Origin of the sequence: Streptomyces sp. NPDC007346, from assembly GCF_040703535.1 — a bacterium.
GTDB lineage: Bacteria > Actinomycetota > Actinomycetes > Streptomycetales > Streptomycetaceae > Streptomyces.
Genome location: NZ_JBEYKR010000020.1, coordinates 1 through 17,452 on the forward strand (window position 1 = coordinate 1; position 17,452 = coordinate 17,452).

The 17,452-nt window shown below is 72.5% G+C and carries 16 protein-coding genes; 10 read left to right on the forward strand and 6 right to left on the reverse strand.

Translation table 11 applies throughout. From position 1 onward, the window contains the following. The 6 genes from scy to AB0917_RS08775 all read left to right on the forward strand — a co-directional run. A partial coding sequence (gene scy / locus AB0917_RS08750; RefSeq protein WP_366818782.1) for a polarized growth protein Scy occupies window positions 1-2,226 on the forward strand: 2,226 nt, incomplete at its 5' end. A 256-nt stretch (window positions 2,227-2,482) separates the two neighbouring features. Continuing rightward, window positions 2,483-3,421, forward strand: coding sequence for a cellulose-binding protein (locus AB0917_RS08755; protein ID WP_128851603.1), 939 nt, complete (start codon window positions 2,483-2,485; stop codon window positions 3,419-3,421). An 82-nt stretch (window positions 3,422-3,503) separates the two neighbouring features. Beyond that, entirely contained in the window at window positions 3,504-4,529 is a 1,026-nt protein-coding gene (locus tag AB0917_RS08760; protein WP_366818783.1) for an ATP-binding cassette domain-containing protein, read from the forward strand. Window positions 4,530-4,531: 2 nt separating this feature from the next. Further along, a complete protein-coding gene (locus tag AB0917_RS08765) occupies window positions 4,532-5,311 on the forward strand; it encodes an ABC transporter permease (protein ID WP_366818784.1) in 780 nt (259 codons plus the stop codon). A 162-nt stretch (window positions 5,312-5,473) separates the two neighbouring features. Then, entirely contained in the window at window positions 5,474-6,670 is a 1,197-nt protein-coding gene (locus AB0917_RS08770; RefSeq protein ID WP_366818785.1) for an ABC transporter ATP-binding protein, read from the forward strand. Next, complete coding sequence (locus AB0917_RS08775; protein ID WP_366818786.1) at window positions 6,667-7,527, forward strand: ABC transporter permease; 861 nt, start codon at window positions 6,667-6,669, stop codon at window positions 7,525-7,527. The genes AB0917_RS08770 and AB0917_RS08775 overlap by 4 nt, the downstream gene beginning before the upstream one ends. Window positions 7,528-7,542: 15 nt before the next feature. Here AB0917_RS08775 and AB0917_RS08780 read toward each other — a convergent pair whose 3' ends face one another. Beyond that, the gene (locus AB0917_RS08780) at window positions 7,543-7,872 is read right to left on the reverse strand and encodes an ATP/GTP-binding protein (RefSeq protein WP_366818787.1); all 330 of its coding nucleotides are present in this window, start codon (window positions 7,870-7,872) and stop codon (window positions 7,543-7,545) included. A 225-nt stretch (window positions 7,873-8,097) separates the two neighbouring features. On the opposite strand from AB0917_RS08780, the gene AB0917_RS08785 reads away from it, so the two are divergent. Further along, entirely contained in the window at window positions 8,098-9,147 is a 1,050-nt protein-coding gene (locus AB0917_RS08785) for an LLM class flavin-dependent oxidoreductase (protein ID WP_366818788.1), read from the forward strand. A gap of 113 nt (window positions 9,148-9,260) precedes the next feature. Here the strand turns inward: AB0917_RS08785 and AB0917_RS08790 are convergent, their stop codons facing one another. Continuing rightward, complete coding sequence (locus AB0917_RS08790; RefSeq protein WP_003966234.1) at window positions 9,261-9,653, reverse strand: SCO5389 family protein; 393 nt, start codon at window positions 9,651-9,653, stop codon at window positions 9,261-9,263. A 272-nt stretch (window positions 9,654-9,925) separates the two neighbouring features. Here AB0917_RS08790 and nucS point away from each other — a divergent pair, with 272 nt between their 5' ends. Further along, window positions 9,926-10,597, forward strand: coding sequence for an endonuclease NucS (gene nucS, locus AB0917_RS08795; protein ID WP_366818789.1), 672 nt, complete (start codon window positions 9,926-9,928; stop codon window positions 10,595-10,597). Window positions 10,598-10,666: 69 nt separating this feature from the next. On the opposite strand, the gene AB0917_RS08800 is transcribed toward nucS, so the two are convergent. The 4 genes from AB0917_RS08800 to AB0917_RS08815 all read right to left on the reverse strand — a co-directional run bounded on the left by AB0917_RS08800 (window position 10,667) and on the right by AB0917_RS08815 (window position 15,806). Continuing rightward, window positions 10,667-13,228, reverse strand: a complete 2,562-nt coding sequence (locus AB0917_RS08800) for an ATP-binding protein (protein ID WP_366818790.1) — start codon at window positions 13,226-13,228, stop codon at window positions 10,667-10,669. Window positions 13,229-13,607: 379 nt separating this feature from the next. Beyond that, on the reverse strand, window positions 13,608-13,931 hold the full coding sequence (locus tag AB0917_RS08805) for an STAS domain-containing protein (RefSeq protein WP_018492200.1): 324 nt from the start codon (window positions 13,929-13,931) through the stop codon (window positions 13,608-13,610). A 234-nt stretch (window positions 13,932-14,165) separates the two neighbouring features. Next, window positions 14,166-15,014, reverse strand: a complete 849-nt coding sequence (locus tag AB0917_RS08810; protein WP_366818791.1) for a 3-hydroxyacyl-CoA dehydrogenase family protein — start codon at window positions 15,012-15,014, stop codon at window positions 14,166-14,168. A 150-nt stretch (window positions 15,015-15,164) separates the two neighbouring features. After that, a complete protein-coding gene (locus AB0917_RS08815; RefSeq protein ID WP_366818792.1) occupies window positions 15,165-15,806 on the reverse strand; it encodes a TetR/AcrR family transcriptional regulator in 642 nt (213 codons plus the stop codon). A 90-nt stretch (window positions 15,807-15,896) separates the two neighbouring features. On the opposite strand from AB0917_RS08815, the gene AB0917_RS08820 reads away from it, so the two are divergent. Then, window positions 15,897-16,679, forward strand: a complete 783-nt coding sequence (locus tag AB0917_RS08820) for an ATP-binding cassette domain-containing protein (protein WP_366818793.1) — start codon at window positions 15,897-15,899, stop codon at window positions 16,677-16,679. Window positions 16,680-16,689: 10 nt separating this feature from the next. After that, on the forward strand, window positions 16,690-17,439 hold the full coding sequence (locus AB0917_RS08825; RefSeq protein WP_366818794.1) for an ABC transporter permease: 750 nt from the start codon (window positions 16,690-16,692) through the stop codon (window positions 17,437-17,439). The last annotated feature ends 13 nt before the right edge of the window (window positions 17,440-17,452 follow it).

Below are 17,452 nucleotides of genomic sequence, written 5' to 3' on the forward strand. Positions count from 1 at the left end.
CGTGTGCTCTTCCGCTCTGCCGCGCGGGCCGCGGCCGAGCTGCGTGAGGAGACCGCGCGCGCGGTCGCCGCCCGGCAGGCCGAGGCGGAGGAGGAGCTGGCCCGGCTGCACGGCGAGGCCGAGACCCGGCTCGCCGCCGCCGAGGAGGCGCTGGGCGAGGCGCGTACCGAGGCGGAGCGGATCCGCCGCGAGACCAACGAGGAGGCCGAGCGGCAGCGCGCCGAGTCCACCGAGCGGCTGCGCGTCCTCACCGAGCAGGCCGAGGCGGAGGCGGAGCGGCTGCGCGACGAGGCCGCCGCGGACGCCTCGCAGTCCCGTGCCGAGGGCGAGACCGTCGCCGTACGGCTGCGTACGGAGGCGGCAGCCGAGGCCGAGCGGCTCAGGACCGAGGCCAAGGAGAGCGCCGACCGGGTGCGGGCCGAGGCGGCGGCCGCCGCCGAGCGGGTCGGCGCCGAGGCGGCCGAGGCGCTGGGCGCCGCCCAGGAGGAGGCCTCACGCCGTCGCCGGGAGGCCGAGGAGATCCTCGGCGCGGCCCGTACGGAGGCGGGGCAGGAGCGCGAGCGGGCCCGCGAGCAGAGCGAGGAGCTGCTGGCCTCCGCCCGCAAGCGGGTGGAGGAGGCGCAGGCCGAGGCGCAGCGGCTGGTCGAGGAGGCGGACGCGCGGGCGGCCGAGCTGGTCGCGGCGGCCGAGCAGACCGCCCAGCAGGTGCGGGACTCCGTCGCCGGCCTCCAGGAGCAGGCCGAGGAGGAGATCGCCGGGCTGCGCTCGACCGCGGAGCACGTCGCGGAGCGCACCCGTACCGAGGCGCAGGAGGAGGCGGACCGGGTCCGCGCCGACGCGCACGCCGAGCGGGAGCGGGCCTCCGAGGACGCGGCCCGGGTCCGGCAGGAGGCCCACGAGGAGACCGAGGCCGCCAAGGCGCTGGCCGAGCGGACGGTCTCCGAGGCGATCACCGAGTCGGAGCGGCTGCGCGCGGACACCTCGGAGTACAGCCAGCGGGTCCGTACGGAGGCGTCCGACGCCCTCGCCTCGGCGGAGCAGGACGCGGCGAAGGCCCGTGCCGAGGCCCGGCAGGACGCCAACCGGATCCGTTCGGAGGCGGCGGCCCAGTCGGACCGGCTCATGGCCGAGTCGACGACCGAGAGCGAGCGCGTCCGCAACGAGGCGGCCCAGGCGTCCGAGCAGTTGGTCGTCGAGGCCACCACGGAGGCCAACCGGCGCCGCAAGGAGGCCACCGAGCAGGCCGACCGGATGCTGGCCGAGGCGGGCGAGGAGGCGGAGCGGCTGCGCGCCGAGGCCGCCGAGCGGCTCGGCTCCGCGCAGGAGCACGCCGCCCGCACCCGCGAGGAGGCCGAACGGCTGCGCACCGAGGCGGAGTCGGCCTCCGAGGAGCTGCGCTCCCAGGCCCGCCAGGAGGCGGACCGGGTGCTGGACGAGGCCCGCGAGGCCGCGTCCAAGCGCCGGGCGGACGCGGCGGAGCAGGCGGACCAGCTCATCAACAAGGCCCGCGAGGAGGCGCTGCGTACGGCCACCGAGGCCGAGACCCAGGCCGACACGATGGTCGGCGCGGCCCGCAAGGAGGCCGAGCGGATCGCCTCCGAGGCCACCGTCGAGGGCAACACCCTGGTGGAGCGCGCCCGTACGGACGCCGACGAGCTGCTGGTCGGCGCCCGGCGCGACGCGACCCAGATCCGGGAACGGGCGCAGGAGCTGCGGACCCGGCTGGAGAGCGAGATCGAGGAGCTGCACGAGCGGGCCCGCCGGGAGACGTCCGAGCAGATGAAGACCGCCGGCGAGCGCGTCGACAACCTGATGAAGGCGGCGACCGAGCAGCGCGACGAGGCCGAGGCGAAGGCCAAGGAGCTGATGGCCGAGGCCAATTCGGAGGCGAGCAAGGTCCGGATCGCCGCGGTGAAGCGGGCCGAGTCGCTGCTGAAGGAGGCCGAGACCAAGAAGGCCGAGCTGATCCGCGAGGCGGAGAAGCTGCGGTCCGAGGCGGCGGCCGAGGCCGAGAAGACGGTCGCCGAGGGCAAGCGCGAGCTGGATGTCCTGGTGCGCAGGCGCAAGGACATCAATACGGAGATCTCCCGTGTCCAGGACGTGCTGGAGGCGTTGGAGTCGTTCGAGACTCCGGCCGGGGGCGGGAAACCGGCGGGCGGATCATCCGGCGGCAAGGCTCCCGCGGCGGCGGGCACGCGATCGGGGGGCAAGTCCTCGGAGAGGTAGCGGTCGCACGGGGGAGGACGCGGAAGACGTACGGGGGAAGTACGGGGGACAACATCGGGACGTCCGGGGGAAGCAGGCGCACGGGGGCGTGTGCTTCGTCATGGACATTCAACCCTCCGAGTGGCAAGCGCTCCGGAGGTCAGCCACTCAAAAGGGGTGTCATTCTCCAGATCAAACCGGCATCTGCACGCTGACACGCCGCAAAGGCCCCTAGGATTCCCCTATCACCTCACCGGTCTCATTCGACAGGAACCCCATGAGTGACCCTTCCTCCCCCTTCGGCTTCGAGCTCGTGCGACGTGGTTACGACCGCGGTCAGGTGGACGACCGCATTACCAAGCTCGTCGCCGACCGTGACAGTGCTCTGGCCCGCATCACGTCTCTGGAAAAGCGCATCGAGGAACTGCACCTCGAAACGCAGAACGCCCAGGCCCAGGTGAACGACGCCGAGCCGTCGTACGCCGGGCTCGGTGCACGTGTCGAGAAGATCCTCCGCCTCGCCGAGGAGGAGGCCAAGGACCTGCGTGAGGAGGCCCGCCGCGCTGCCGAGCAGCACCGCGAGCTGGCCGAGTCGGCCGCCCAGCAGGTGCGCAACGACGCGGAGTCCTTCGCCGCCGAGCGCAAGTCGAAGGCCGAGGACGAGGGCGTCCGCATCGTCGAGAAGGCCCAGGGCGAGGCGAACACGCTCCGCACCGACGCCCAGAAGGACGCCCAGCAGAAGCGCGAGGAGGCGGACGCCCTCTTCGAGGAGACCCGCGCCAAGGCCGCGCAGGCCGCCGCCGACTTCGAGACGAACCTCGCCAAGCGGCGCGAGCAGTCGGAGCGCGACCTCGCGTCCCGTCAGGCCAAGGCCGAGAAGCGCCTCGCCGAGATCGAGCACCGCGCCGAGCAGCTCCGCCTGGAGGCCGAGAAGCTCCGCACGGACGCCGAGCGCCGGGCCCGTCAGACGGTGGAGACCGCGCAGCGCCAGGCCGAGGACATCGTGGCCGACGCCAACGCCAAGGCCGACCGGATCCGCAGCGAGTCGGAGCGCGAGCTGGCGGCGCTCACCAACCGCCGCGACTCGATCAACGCGCAGCTGACCAACGTCCGCGAGATGCTGGCCACGCTGACCGGTGCCGCGGTCGCCGCCGCCGGCTCCCCGGTGGACGACGAGCCCGCCCAGCGCGGTGTTCCGGCCCAGCAGACCCGCTGACCTGCCCCGGAACGGTTCCTTCCGCGCGCCCGGTTCCCCCTTTGTGGTGGCGCCGGGCGCGCGAGCGTTCTAGCGTGTCGGCATGATCGAGCTCGAAGGACTGACCAAACGATTCGGCAGCAAAGTCGCCGTGGACCATTTGACGTGCCAGGTCAGACCAGGCATGGTCACCGGCTTCCTGGGCCCCAACGGGGCAGGTAAATCCACCACCATGCGCATGATGCTCGATCTGGACAACCCGACCAGCGGTACGGTGCGCATCGACGGCAAGCCCTACCACGAGTTGCAGGAGCCGCTGAAGTACATCGGGGCACTGCTCGACGCCAAGTCGATGCACGGCGGCCGCAGCGCGTACAACAACCTGCTCTGTCTGGCGCAGAGCAACCGCATCCCGCGCGGCCGGGTCGACGAGGTGCTCGACACCGTCGGTCTGAGCGCGGTCGCGAAGAAGAAGTCCAAGGGCTTCTCCCTCGGCATGGGCCAGCGCCTCGGTATCGCCTCCGCCCTGCTGGGCGACCCCGAGATCCTGATGTTCGACGAACCGGTCAACGGCCTGGACCCCGAGGGCATCCACTGGATCCGCAACCTGATGAAGGCGCTCGCCTCCGAAGGGCGGACCATTTTCGTCTCCTCGCACCTGATGAGCGAAATGGCGCTGACCGCGGACCACTTGATCGTGATCGGCCAGGGCAAGCTGCTCGCCGACACCTCGATGGCGGACTTCATCCACGAGAACTCCCGCAGTTACGTACGGCTGCGCTCACCGCAGCAGGAGCGGCTGCGGGACGTGCTGCACCAGGAGGGCTTCACCGCCGTGGAGGCGGCCGGCGGCGCCCTGGAGATCGACGGCGCCACCTCCGAGGAGCTCGGCGAACTGGCGGCCCGGCACCAGGTGGTGCTGCACGAACTCAGCTCGCAGCGGGCCTCTCTGGAAGAAGCGTTCATGCAGATGACCGCCGGCTCCGTGGAGTACCACGCCCACTCCGGACCGAGCGGGGTGCAGCCTCCACCCACGGCGGGGGCTGCCTGGGGCGAGGGCTGGAACCAGCCGGCCGGCGCCCCCCAGCCCACCGAAGGCACCACCGGCACCGAGAACAAGGGGGCCTGACGATGGCTTCGGTACCCGCAGTCCTCAACTCCGAGTGGACCAAGATCCGTACGGTCTCCTCCACCACCTGGACGCTCATCTGCGCGTTCGGCGTCACGGTCGCCATGGGTGCGGCCCTGTGCGCCCTGCTGAACGCCACGTTCAACGACCTCTCCGAGGCCGAGCAGGTCACCTTCGACCCGACGCTCGTCAGCTTCTCCGGGACGGTTCTCGGCCAGCTCGCCATGGTCGTGTTCGGGGTGCTCGTGGTCGGTACGGAGTACAGCTCCGGCATGATCCGCACCTCGCTGGCGGCTGTGCCGCAGCGCGGGACGCTCCTCCTCAGCAAGATCACCGTGGCCGGGGTACTGGCCCTGGTGGTCGGCCTGCTCACGAGCTTCGTCTCGTTCTTCCTCGGCCAGGCGCTGCTGGGCGACCGGGGCACGGACCTCGGCGAGGAGAACGTGCTGCGCGCGGTGGTCGGCGCCGGTCTCTACATGGGGCTGATCGCGATCTTCTCCATGGGCGTCGCGGCGATGCTGCGCAGCTCCATGCTGTCGCTCGGCATCCTGATGCCGTTCTTCTTCCTGATCTCGCAGATCCTGATCTCGGTGCCCTACGCCAAGGACGTCGCCCGGTACTTCCCCGACCAGGCCGGGTCGAAGATCATGCAGGTCGTGCCGGGGGCCCTGAACAGCGATCCGGGGCCGTACGGCCCCTGGGCCGGGCTCGGGATCATGGCCGCCTGGGTGGCGGCGGCGGTGCTCGGGGGGTACCTGGTCCTGAAGAACCGGGACGCGTGAAGGACGCCGGGAGGCGAGCGCCGGTCCGTGTGACGGCCCGCTCGCAGGCTGTGCGGAACTTGGCCGGAACCGTGAAGGCCTGGTTATCCTCCTAACTCTTACGGGGGTGTGCGGCCAGGCGGCCCGACCCCGAACGACAGAGTGAGTCGATGGGGCTGGAGAATGATCGAGGCAGTCGGCCTGACCAAGCGCTACGGCGCGAAGACGGCCGTGGACGACCTTTCCTTCCAGGTGCGGCCGGGGGCCGTCACCGGCTTCCTCGGTCCCAACGGGTCGGGCAAGTCCACGACCATGCGCATGATCCTCGGTCTGGACCGGCCGACCGCGGGCCACGTCACCATCGGCGGGCACCCCTACCGGAGCCTGCCGAACGCCCCGCGCCAGGTGGGTGCGCTGCTGGACGCCAAGGCCGTGCACGGCGGGCGGACCGCCCGCACCCACCTGCTCTCGCTGGCCCAGCTGGCCGGCATCCCGGCCCGGCGGGTGGACGAGGTGCTGGGGGTCGTCGGACTCCAGGACGTCGCCAAGCGGCGCTCCAGCGGCTTCTCGCTCGGCATGGGGCAGCGGCTCGGGATCGCCGCGGCGCTGCTCGGCGACCCGCAGGTGCTGCTCTTCGACGAGCCGGTCAACGGCCTGGACCCCGAGGGCATCCACTGGGTCCGCAACCTGATGAAGACGCTGGCGGCCGAGGGGCGCACGGTCTTCGTCTCCAGCCATCTGATGAGCGAGATGGCCCTCACCGCCGACCATCTGATCGTGATCGGGCGCGGCCGGCTGCTCTCCGACATGAGCGTCACCGACTTCATCTCGGCGAACTCCGCCGACTTCGCCCGGGTCCGGGTCCCCCAGGACGCCTCCGAGGAGCGGGAGAAGCTGACGTCCTCGCTGATCGAGGCGGGCGGCAGCGTGATGTCCGAGCCGGACGGCGCCCTGCGCGTCACCGGCCTCGCGCTGCCGAGGATCAGCGACCTGGCCCACGGGGCCGACGTACGGCTCTGGGAGCTGTCGCCGCACCGGGCCTCGCTGGAGGAGGCGTACATGCGGATGACGCAGGGCGTCGTGGACTACCGCTCGACCGACGACGCCAAGGCCGGGCTCCTGGAGCCCCCGCCGGGGGCGTACGGGGAGGCTCAGGGCGGTTACGGGGCGGGCCCCGGCCACGGGCCGCCCCAGCCGGTGGAGGTCCCGCAGCAGAGCTGGTACGCCCCGCCGCCCCCCGGACAGAACCCGTACGCGACTCCCGGCCCGGCCACCGCACCGGCACCGGCACCGGGCCCGGCCACCGCGCCCGCCGCGCCCGCCCCCGAGCCCTCCCCCGCCTCCCCGGCCGGGGAGCAGACCAGCGAGGACCCCCGATGACGACGCCGGCCGCCCCGCAGGCCCACGAGCACCCGCGGCCGGAGCCGTCGCACGGCCTGCTGGGGTCCTACGAGTCGCCCATCCCGATCCGCCGCGCCACGCTCGGTGACGCGGTCGCGTCGGAGTGGACGAAGATCCGTTCCGTCCGCTCCACGCTGTGGACCCTCGGCGTGATGGTCGTGCTGATGGTGGCGATCGGGCTGATGTCCGCGCTGCTCGTCGCCGCCGCCGACACCGATCTGGCCGGCGAACCGGTCGTGGGCCTCGGCTTCTTCGGGGTGCTGCTGGGCTCGATCTGCGTGATCACCCTCGGGGTGCTGACCATCGGCTCCGAGTACAGCACCGGCATGATCCGTACGACCCTGACGGCCTGCCCGAGCCGGGCCCGGGTGCTGACGGCGAAGGCGATCGTCTTCTTCCTGCTCTCCTTCGTCATCACCACCGTGACGGCCACGGTCGTCGCGGTGGTCCAGACGGCGATCCTGAGCGGCGGCGTCGACGACTCCGGCTCCGTGTGGCTGCGCGCCACCGTGGGCGTCGGGCTCTACATCGCGGCCCTGGGCCTGGTCTCCCTGGCGGTCGGCGCGATCATCCGGCACTCGGCGGGCGCCATCACGGTCATGATCGCCGTGGTGCTGCTGCCGCTGGTCCTCGCGCTGTTCATGTTCTCCGACAGCCTGCGCGCCCTCCAGCGCTTCCTGTTCGAGTACTCGATCCCCAACCAGCTCGGCGCGCTGTACGGCTCGACGGTCACCCAGACCGGCCCGTCCGGCTGGGAGCCGGTGCTGCTGGTGCTGGGCGTCGCGGCCGTGGCCATGGGCGGCGCCTACCTGGCGCTGGACCGGCGCGACGTCTGAGGGGACGTACGGCTCTCAGTAGCGCGGCGCGTTCCGGGACCGCTGCACCCGTGTGGTGCGGCGGTCCTTCGCGTTCCAGCAGGCCTTGTGCCAGTGCCTGCGGTCCTCGATGCCGCCGAACTCGGGCCAGGCGACGAGGTGCGGGACGCCGGAGGGGATCTCCTGGTCGCAGCCGGGGCAGCGGTACCGCTTGCCCTGGGCGCTCGCACCGCTCACCGGGCGCACCGACCACTCCTCGCCCTGCCAGCTCTCGGTGGCCCCTCCCCCGCCGTACCGTCCCAGCGCCGTGCCGGGGTGTTCGACGGGACTCTCGCCGCCACGGGGGCGGTTGCGGCGCGGGGACACAGGACACCTCACGGGGGCGGCTCGGGCACGGTGGGAACCAAGCCTAGAGCCTGCCGCCGTGGGCCGACGCCGGGTGGGGCGGAGCGGCACGATCCGGCACGATCGGGCACGGGGGTGAGTTAGCGGAAAATCGCAACAACTTGGCCCCGGACCGTGCCTTTGGCACGTGTCAGACGTTGTTGCCAGTGGTGAAGACACGCGTCGGCCGCAAGGAGGCAACACGCGATGCGCATCGGAACATTCGTTCTGGCAGCTCAGTTCCCGGGCCAGGGGCCGGGCGAGGCCCTGCACCGGGCCGTCCGGTCCGCCGAGGCCGCGGAGGAGGCCGGACTCGACTCGGTCTGGCTGGCCGAGCACCACTTCGTGCCGTACGGGGTCTGCCCGTCCGCCACCACGCTGGCCGCGCTGCTGCTCGGCCGCACGCGCAGGATCCGGGTCGGCACCGCCGTCAGCGTCCTGCCCAACCACCACCCCGTCGCCCTCGGTGAGCAGGCCGCGCTGCTCCACCTGACCAGCGGCGGACGGTTCTCGCTCGGGGTGGGCCGGGGCGGGCCCTGGGTGGACCTGGAGGTCTTCGGCGGCGGTCTCGACGCCTACGAGAACGGCTTCCCCGAGGCGCTGGAGCTGCTGCTCGACTGGCTGCGGGAGCCGCGCGTCGCGGGGCGCGGGGAGCGGTTCGGCTTCCGCGAGGTGGCGGTGGTACCGCGCGCGGACGAGCTGCTGGAGGGGGCGGCGAAGGGGCCGGCCGGCTCGTCGGGGCCCGAGGTGATCGTGGCGTGCACCTCGCCGAGGACGGTGCGGCTGGCGGCGGGCCGGGCGCTGCCGATGCTGCTGGGCATGCACTGCGGGGACGCGGAGAAGGCGGAGATGGTTGCCCTGTGGCGTACGGCGGCCCGGGAGGCCGGCCATCCGCCGGAGGTGGTCGAGGGGGCCGCACATGTGTCCGCGGGGGTGGCCCAGATCGCGGACGGGACCGGGGACGCCGCGGAGGCGCTGGTCAAGGCGGCGCCCGGCTGGCTGCGCCAGGGGCTGGACGCCCATGTCACGGTCGACGACCGCCACCGCGTGATGCGGGACCCCGTCGCGTACACGGAAATGCTGTGCGGGCTGCACCCGGTGGGCCCGCCGGAGCTGGCCGCCGACCGGCTCGCGGCCACGGCCGAGCGGACCGGCATCACCCGCTTCGCGCTCCTGGTGGAGGGGTCGGGCGACCTCGCGGCGACCGAGGAGAACGTGCGGCGCCTGGGCGCCGACGTACTGCCGCTGCTCACCTGACCGGCGGCCGTGCGGGCGGAGTCGGCCTCGCGTGGAACGTGGTGCGGTGGTGCGGGAGCTGCCGCCCCGGAGCCAGTTGCACCTCCCGCGGCCCGAAGCGGCAGCAGAGGCGTTCAGCAGTCCCGTAGTTCGGGCGACTGGTTGAGCAACTGGCCCCTCACCGAAGTGAACTTGGCCAGTCGGTCGTCGACCGAGGCGTCCAGCGGGAACACCGCCACGCGGTGGCAGTTCTGGAAGGCGATACGCACCCCGAAGTGACGCTGGAGCGCACCGCGGATCGCATCACTCGCGAGCGCACGCAGCAGCTGGCCACGTGCCTGCTCGTCCGGCGGCGGCGTCTGGTTGTCGGCGAACTGACCGCCGTCGACCTTCAGCTGAGCCACCAGAGAGCTGATCATCTCCCATGCGAAAGGCAGGGAGGTCCGGACGCAGTCGACGAAGTCGGCTTCGTCGACCTCGCCTCGCTCGGCCTGTTCCAACAGAGCCGGTGAGACGTCGAGCGACATGGGTTCTCCTCTCGCGACCCCGGACAGTGACCGGGGCCTTACGGGCAGGGAAGAAGGGCGACGACGCAGCGTGCACGGGCGGCGACCTCCTGCTTCCACGTTAAGCGTGCGATGGGGGCCGCACCAGGAGATTGGGAACACAACCGGCCACGATCGAAGGTGCGCAAAGAGGGGCAAGCCCGCTTCGCCGCTCTCTGGTGGGGCGCGAGTGACGGGGGTTGACCGATGGGGAAATCGCGTCGGGCCCCCGTCGTCGAGTAGCGTTGCCGACCATGCGTCTCGTCATCGCCCGTTGCTCCGTCGACTACGCGGGCCGGCTCACAGCCCACCTGCCCTCCGCCCCCCGTCTGATCCTGGTGAAGGCGGACGGCAGCGTCTCGATCCACGCCGACGACCGGGCGTACAAACCGCTCAACTGGATGTCGCCGCCGTGCACCCTGAAGGAGGGCACCGGTGATGAGGCCGGTGTCTGGACCGTGGTGAACAAGGCGGGCGAAAAACTGATCATCACGATGGAGGAAATCCTCCACGACTCCTCCTACGAGCTGGGCGTCGACCCGGGGCTCATCAAGGACGGTGTGGAGGCGCACCTCCAGGAGCTGCTCGCCGACCGGATCGAGATCCTCGGCGAGGGCCACACCCTGATCCGCCGTGAGTACCCCACCGCGATCGGCCCGGTGGACATCCTCTGCCGGGACGCGGACGGGCGGACGGTGGCCGTGGAGCTGAAGCGGCGCGGCGACATCGACGGCGTGGAGCAGCTGACCCGCTATCTGGAGCTGCTCAACCGCGACCCGCATCTCGCCCCGGTCAAGGGCATCTTCGCGGCCCAGGAGATCAAGCCCCAGGCGCGTGTGCTCGCGACCGACCGGGGCATCGGCTGCGTGGTGCTCGACTACGACGCGATGCGCGGCATCGAGGACGACAAGCTGCGCCTGTTCTGACCGCCACCGCCACCGCTGGACGACCGGAGCCGGGTGCCCCTTTCCCGAGGGGCGCCCGGCTTCCGTGTGTCAGGCCGTCGCCTCGGTGGGGTCGTCGGCCTCCACCGGGGCCGCGGCACCGGCGGAGGCACTGGCATCGGCGCTGACGTCGGCACTGGCCGACGCGGCGGGGCCGCTGGCGGAGGCGGTGGTGTCCGGCGGCGGGCCCGAGGGATCGTCGGTCGGCGTCTCCGACGGGGTGGTGGGGTCCGGGTCCGGGTCCGGCTCGGTGGGCGTCACGCTCGGGCCGGTGCTCGTGGACTGCGAGGGGTCCGGCGAGCTCTCCGTCGGGGTCGGCGAACCCGGGGTGCTGCTGCTCGGCCCGCTCGACGGATCGTCCGTACCCGGCGCACTCCCGTCCGGCGACGAGGGGGACCAGGAGGGCGAGCCGGAGGTGCTGGGCTCGGCGGACTCCGAGGGGACCGGGGGCGCGGGCTCCTCGCCGACGGGTGCCCCGTCGGCCGGCGGGGGCCCGGTGTCCGGCTCGTCGGCGGGGACCCCGTCGTCGGTGGGGCCCTCGGGGGACGACTGCTCGGTGGTGACGTTGCGGCTGCCGGGCTCCTCGGGGTCGTTCGCGGTGAGGCCGAGGGTGACGACGGTGCCGAGCACGGCGATCAGCAGGGCGCCCGCGCCCGCGGCGGCCAGGTTGCGCCGGGCGCCGCCCAGGATGACGCGCCCGCCGCCCTGCTTCGGCAGGGGCGCCCGGGGGCCGGCGGGCACCGGTGAGACGAGGGTGGGGTCCCCCTCGGCCGCGTGCCGGGCGAACGGCGGCGGGGCCGGAAAGCCCGCGGGCGGCGTACCGGGAAGGAAGTCCTGGCGTACGGCGGGCACCTCGTCGCCCACCTGGGACCGGACCGGGGGGACGAGGCCGCCGGAGCGGTCCGCCACCAGGGCGAGGGCGCGGCGGCCGGCCACCGCCCCGGACTTGTCGGCGAGCGCGCCGCGCATGGAGATCGAGGTCTCCAGCTCCGTACGGGCCCGGTCGAGGTTGCCGGCGCAGAGCGCGAGGACACCCAACTCGTGGTGGAAGTACGCCTCTTCGGCGACCTCACCGGCGATCCTGGCGGCCTCCTGGCCGGCCCTGAGCGCCTTCTCCCAGGCGCCCCAGCTCAGCCCGGCGGCGAGGGCGGGAGCGGCGCTGCGGGCCAGCAGGACGGCCGCACTGGCCTGGCCGGCCTCGCCGTCGGGGACGAGGCGGCCCATCGCGGCGACGATCGCGTCGGCCTCGGCGACGGCCCGCTGCGGGGTGACCGAGGGGTGGGAGACCCACCAGGCGTAGTGCTGGGCGGCCGTACGGGCGTGGGCGGCGGCACTCTCCGCGTACCCGCCGGCCTCCAGCTGGGCGAGGACGCCGGCGGCGAGCCGGTAGCGGGGGCCCGCCGGGGAGAGCAGCCCGCAGCCCGCGAGTTCGCCGACGGCGGCGTCCGCGTGGGTGTCGCCCACGAGGGCCGGCAGATGGGCCTGGTGGGGCACCTCGCCGCCGAGTGCGACGGTGAAGCGCAGGGTCTCGCGGGCCGCCTCGCTGAGCCGGGAGGCGAGCAGGACGGCGGGCGCGGCCCCTTCGCCGAGGCTCGGCAGCGGCGCGTCCAGGGTCTCGGCGGTGGGCGCTTCGGGCACCGGGGGCGCGTCGCCGGGGCGTGGCTCGAAGTAGTCGTACTCGTCGAAGGCTTCGGGGTCGGTGTTCAGCCGGTCGCGCTGGCGCAGCAGCGATCCGGCCTGGACGAAGCGGAGCGGCAGCCCCTCGGACTCGAACCAGAGGTCACCCGCCCAGTTCCGCTCCTCCTCGGTGAGGGGGCGCTCGACGACCTTCTCCAGCAGCTCCAGCGAGGCGGAGCGGCCGAGGCCGGCGAGGAGGACCTCCTCCAGGTGGGCTTCGGCGCCGGGGGCGGCCAGGTCGGGCGTGGTGCCGAAGAGGAAGGCGCACTCGGGGGTGGCTTCCAGGAGTTCGTCGAGGGCGGCTCCCCCGATCTCCAGGTCGTCGATGACGACGACGGCGCCGATGGAGCGGACGAGGGCGAGCAGCTCCTCGGGGTCCGGTCGGTGCAGCGGGGAGCGGTGGACCGCGTCGAAGAGGCCGTGCAGCAGGTCGGCGGCGGTGCGGCGGTGGCCGCTGAGGCGGACGACGCCGTCGGGGGCGAGGTCGGCGCAGTCGGCGGCGACGGCGTCGAGCAGGGCGGTGCGGCCGGATCCGGCCTGGCCGGTGAGACGGACGCTGCGGCCGCGGGCCAGCAGGCCCACCAGCCGCTCGCGCTCCTCCTGGCGTTCCAGCAGGGGGAGCTGGGGCGCGGGCGGGCCCGCGGGGACGGGCGGGGCGCCGGCGCGCTCGTGCTCGGCGCGCTCGGCCGGGGTGCGGCGGACGGGCGGCTCGGGCTCCGAACCGGGCGGGATGGCCTCGACCTCGCTGCCGTCGACCGGGTTGACCGTGAGCAGGAGGTCGCCGACCGTCAGCTGGACGATCCGGACCTGCTGCGGGGCCGGCTGGCCGAAATCGGCGGCCGTGGACTCGCGGGACGGCCGGCGCCGGCCGTCGGAGCGGTCGGAGTCGTCGGCGTTCTGCCCGTACTCTTCCGGCCCCTGGTGTGTCGGGTCCATCAACAAGTCCCCCAGACGCGTCGCGCTCGGTTGCCCCTCCGGCCTCACACGCCCCGCTGTCGCTTCCGGTCCGGTGTCTGCCACGGGTGGGTGTCATGGGGCAGACGGCCGAACCCTAGACCTCCGCACAGTATCCACGCACGGGCGGGGTGCCGTGCAGTCCGGGACGTCACATTCCGGTGAGGATTGCGTGTCTTCTTCCGCCGCGGGCCTTTCGTTTGGGCTCGGCCGCGTGGCTTCGGGTCCGGACGTGCGGCTTCGGGTCCGAACGCGTGGCCTCGGGTCCGGACGTGCGGCGGTGGGTCCGGGCACGTGGCTTCCGGTCCGGGCACGTGGCCTCGGGTCCGGACGTGCGGCGGTGGGTCCGCGCCGCCCCGGGTCAGACGCGCGGCAGCGAGTCGGCGGCGATCCCGCCCTCGATCGCCAGGATGCGGTGCAGCCGGGTGGCCACCAGGAGGCGCTGCATCTGCGGCGGGACGCCGCGCAGCACGAGACGGCGTCCGGCCCGGCCGGCTCTGCGGTGGGCCCCCATGATGACGCCGAGTCCGGTGGCGTCCCAGGAATTCAGCTCGGTCAGGTCCAGCACCAGGTCGCCGGCTCCGTCGTCGACGGCCGAGTGGAGGACCGTACGGGCGTCCGCCGCGCTTCGGACGTCGAGGCGGCCCCCGACGACCAGCTCGGCGTGGTCGCCCCTGATATGCATATGCGCTCCCCTGCTGTTGCCGTAGCGAGGTCCGTCTGTCTGTTCTGTCTCTGCCACAACTGACTGCCGCAGCGACAGGGAAGTTGCCGTCTGTAAGCGAACCGATACCGAATTCACCCGGTGGAGTGACGCCGGTTCGCCGGTGGCCGGACTCTGCCGGGTACACTCCCCGGCCTCCCCGGCTCCCCCGGCCCTGACGGCGGCGGGTCGGCGGGCCGGGGGGTACGGCTGCCCTCAGTACGTGTAGAAGCCCTGCCCGCTCTTGCGCCCGATGTCACCTGCGTCGACCATCCGGCGCATCAGCTCGGGGGCGGCGAACTTCTCGTCCTGCGACTCGGTGTAGATGTTGCCGGTGGCGTGGAGCAGGATGTCGACGCCGGTCAGGTCGGCCGTGGCGAGCGGGCCCATGGCGTGGCCGAACCCCAGCTTGCAGGCGGTGTCGATGTCCTCGGCCGTGGCGACGCCCGACTCGTAGAGCTTCGCGGCCTCGACGACGAGCGCCGAGATGAGCCGGGTGGTGACGAAGCCCGCCACATCGCGGTTGACGACGATGCAGGTCTTGCCGACCGACTCGGCGAACTCCCGGGCGGTGGCGAGGGTTTCGTCGCTGGTCTTGTAGCCGCGTACCAGTTCGCAGAGCTGCATCATCGGGACCGGCGAGAAGAAGTGCACGCCGACGACGCGCTCCGGACGCTCCGTCACGGCCGCGATCTTGGTGATCGGGATGGCGGAGGTGTTCGAGGCGAGCACGGTGTTCTCCCCGACGACCTTGTCCAGGGCGCGGAAGATCTCGTGCTTGACCTCCAGCTTCTCGAAGACCGCCTCCACGACGACGTCCACGTCCGCGACGGCGTCGAGGTCGGTGGTGGTCGTGATGCGGGCGAGGGCGGCCTCGGCGTCGGACGCCTCCAGCTTGCCCTTGGAGACGAACTTGTCGTACGAGGCCTTGACGGAGTCCAGGCCGCGGGTCAGCGCCGCGTCGGTGACATCCCGCAGCACGACGTCCCAGCCCGCCTGGGCGGAGACCTGCGCGATCCCGGATCCCATGAGTCCGGCCCCGATGACGGCGAGCTTCCTGGCCACGTTGGCACCCCTTGTCCTCTGTCCGCGTCCGCGGTGTTTCGCAACGGCTCTTCTTATGCTCTCCGGCGGAGATTAGTACCCGTCGGGGGCGCTGGGGCCATGAAGAGATGCGCGTCACGTCTCGAATGACGGACATCACACCGGGACACGTCATTCGGCTCCGCGCCGCGCGTAGTTGAGGACCTGATCGCCGAGCAGGTCCTCGATCTCGTCGAGGACGCCCAGGGCGTCGCGGGCGACGTCGGCGGCCTTGCGGCGCTTCATCATCTCCTGGCTGATGTAGCCGACGAGGGTGTGCTCGATCCAGGCGATCTGGCCGCCGACGAGGAGCGGCAGCGGATCGTCCTCGGCCGCGCCGGTCTCCTCGCGCAGGGTCTCGACGACCGCCTGGAGCACCTCCTGCTGGAGGTACCAGAGGCGGGCCTTGAGGGTGGGGGCCTCCTCGATGACCCGCATGAAGTCGGCGAAGCCGTCCATCAGCCCGAACTCCGGGGAGACCCCGACGACGGCGGCGCGCACCTCGCGCAGGACCGCCTCGGCGGCGGACTCCCCCTTGTCGCGGGCGCGGACGTAGCGGGCGACGCGCTGGGTGACGCCCTTCATCCGGTCGAGGAAGAGGTCCTCCTTGGCCGGGAAGTAGTTGTAGACGGTATTGACGGAGACGTCGGCCAGTTCGGCGATCTCGGCGACGGTCACCGTCACGAAGCCGTGCTCGAGGAACAGCCCGGTCGCCAGGTCCGAGATGTGCTGCTTGGCCTGGCGCTTCTTACGTTCCCTGAGTCCCTCAGCCATGCCCCCATCGTAGGGCTCACAAGGGATTCATGGGGACGCAGCATTTTTGGTGTCATTGCAATTTTGGGGTGACTCTGTTTTTGTGGGTCCATGAGCGTCATCAGCACGGCCGGGCTCTCCCGGACCTTCGAGACCCCGAACGGCCCGGTGGAAGCCGTCCGTTCCGTCGACCTGACCATCCGCGCGGGAGAGATCGTCGGCCTCCTCGGCCCCAACGGCGCGGGCAAGACCACCACCCTGCGCATGCTGACCACCCTGCTCGCCCCGACCGGCGGCGCGGCCACCGTGGCCGGGCACGACCTGCTGGCCGACCCCGCGGGCGTCCGCGCGGCCTGCGGATACGTCGCCCAGTCCGGCGGCGTCGACCCGTACCTGACGGCCCGGGAGGAGCTCGTCACCCAGGGCCGCCTCTACCGGCTGGGCCGCGCTGAGGCAGCCGCGCGCGCCGGCGAGCTGGCCGCCGCGCTCGGGCTGGAGGGGCTGCTCGACCGGAAGGCGGTGAGCCTGTCCGGCGGGCAGCGGCGACGGCTCGACATCGCCATGGGCCTCACCCACCGCCCGGCCGTCCTCTTCCTGGACGAGCCCACCACGGGCCTGGACCCCGGCAACCGCGCCGACCTGTGGGAGCTGGTGCGCGGGCTGCGCGACGAGAACGGCACCACCGTCGTCCTGACCACCCACTACCTCGACGAGGCCGACGCGCTGGCGGACCGGCTGATCCTGATCGACGGCGGCACGGTGGTCGCCGAGGGGACCCCCGCCGAACTCAAGACCCGGTACGCCGGCTCCCCCGACGCCTCCCTTCAGGACGCGTTCCTGGCCGCCACCGGCCGCCCCGTCACCCCTGCCGACACCGCCCCCGTAGCCGTATAGGACCGCCTCCGTGCTCTTCCACGACACCGCGATCATCTTCGGGCGCTACGCCCGGCAGACCCTGCGCTCCCGGTTCCAGATCCTCTTCGGTCTGCTGATGCCGCTGCTCTACCTGGTCTTCTTCGGCCCGCTGCTCCAAGGCCTGCCGCTCGGCTCGTCCGCCGACTCCTGGCAGGTCCTCGTCCCCGGGCTGCTCCTCCAACTCACCCTCTTCGGGGCCTCCTTCGCCGGTTTCGCCATCATCATGGAGAAGTCGACGGGCGTGGTGGAACGTATGCGGGTGACCCCGGTCAGCCGGCTCGCCCTGCTGCTGGGACGCGTCCTGCGCGACGCCCTGCTGTTCACCTTCCAGGCCGTCCTGCTGGTCCTCGCCGCACTGCTCATGGGGTTGCGCGCGCCGCTGGCCGGCATCCTCATCGGCTTCGCCTTCACCGGTGTGCTGGCGCTCTCGCTGGCCTCGCTCTCGTACGCCCTGGCCATGCGGGTCACCACCCCGCAGGAGTTCGGGCCGGTGATCAACGCGGTGGCGATGCCGGCCATGCTGCTCTCCGGTCTGATGCTCCCCATCACCCTGGGCCCCGGCTGGCTGGACGTGCTCTCGCACCTCACCCCGTTCCGCTATGCGGTGGACGCGGTACGGGACGCCTACACGGGCTCGTACGCCACCGCGCACATGCTGTACGGGGTCCTGGTCACCGCGGGCTTCGCCCTGCTGGCCGTGACCGTGGGCACACGGGTCTTCCGGCGGGCCGGAGCATAACTAGGCTGACCCC

Coding starts and splice junctions, on each gene's coding strand:
- AB0917_RS08755 (WP_128851603.1), top strand. CDS start 2,483: ATGAGTGACCCTTCCTCCCCCTTCGGCTTCGAGCTCGTGCGACGTGGT.
- AB0917_RS08770 (WP_366818785.1), top strand. CDS start 5,474: ATGATCGAGGCAGTCGGCCTGACCAAGCGCTACGGCGCGAAGACGGCC.
- AB0917_RS08790 (WP_003966234.1), bottom strand. CDS start 9,653: ATGTCGCTCGACGTCTCACCGGCTCTGTTGGAACAGGCCGAGCGAGGC.
- AB0917_RS08760 (WP_366818783.1), top strand. CDS start 3,504: ATGATCGAGCTCGAAGGACTGACCAAACGATTCGGCAGCAAAGTCGCC.
- AB0917_RS08785 (WP_366818788.1), top strand. CDS start 8,098: ATGCGCATCGGAACATTCGTTCTGGCAGCTCAGTTCCCGGGCCAGGGG.
- AB0917_RS08815 (WP_366818792.1), bottom strand. CDS start 15,806: ATGGCTGAGGGACTCAGGGAACGTAAGAAGCGCCAGGCCAAGCAGCAC.
- AB0917_RS08775 (WP_366818786.1), top strand. CDS start 6,667: ATGACGACGCCGGCCGCCCCGCAGGCCCACGAGCACCCGCGGCCGGAG.
- AB0917_RS08800 (WP_366818790.1), bottom strand. CDS start 13,228: ATGGACCCGACACACCAGGGGCCGGAAGAGTACGGGCAGAACGCCGAC.
- AB0917_RS08820 (WP_366818793.1), top strand. CDS start 15,897: ATGAGCGTCATCAGCACGGCCGGGCTCTCCCGGACCTTCGAGACCCCG.
- AB0917_RS08805 (WP_018492200.1), bottom strand. CDS start 13,931: ATGCATATCAGGGGCGACCACGCCGAGCTGGTCGTCGGGGGCCGCCTC.
- AB0917_RS08765 (WP_366818784.1), top strand. CDS start 4,532: ATGGCTTCGGTACCCGCAGTCCTCAACTCCGAGTGGACCAAGATCCGT.
- nucS (WP_366818789.1), top strand. CDS start 9,926: ATGCGTCTCGTCATCGCCCGTTGCTCCGTCGACTACGCGGGCCGGCTC.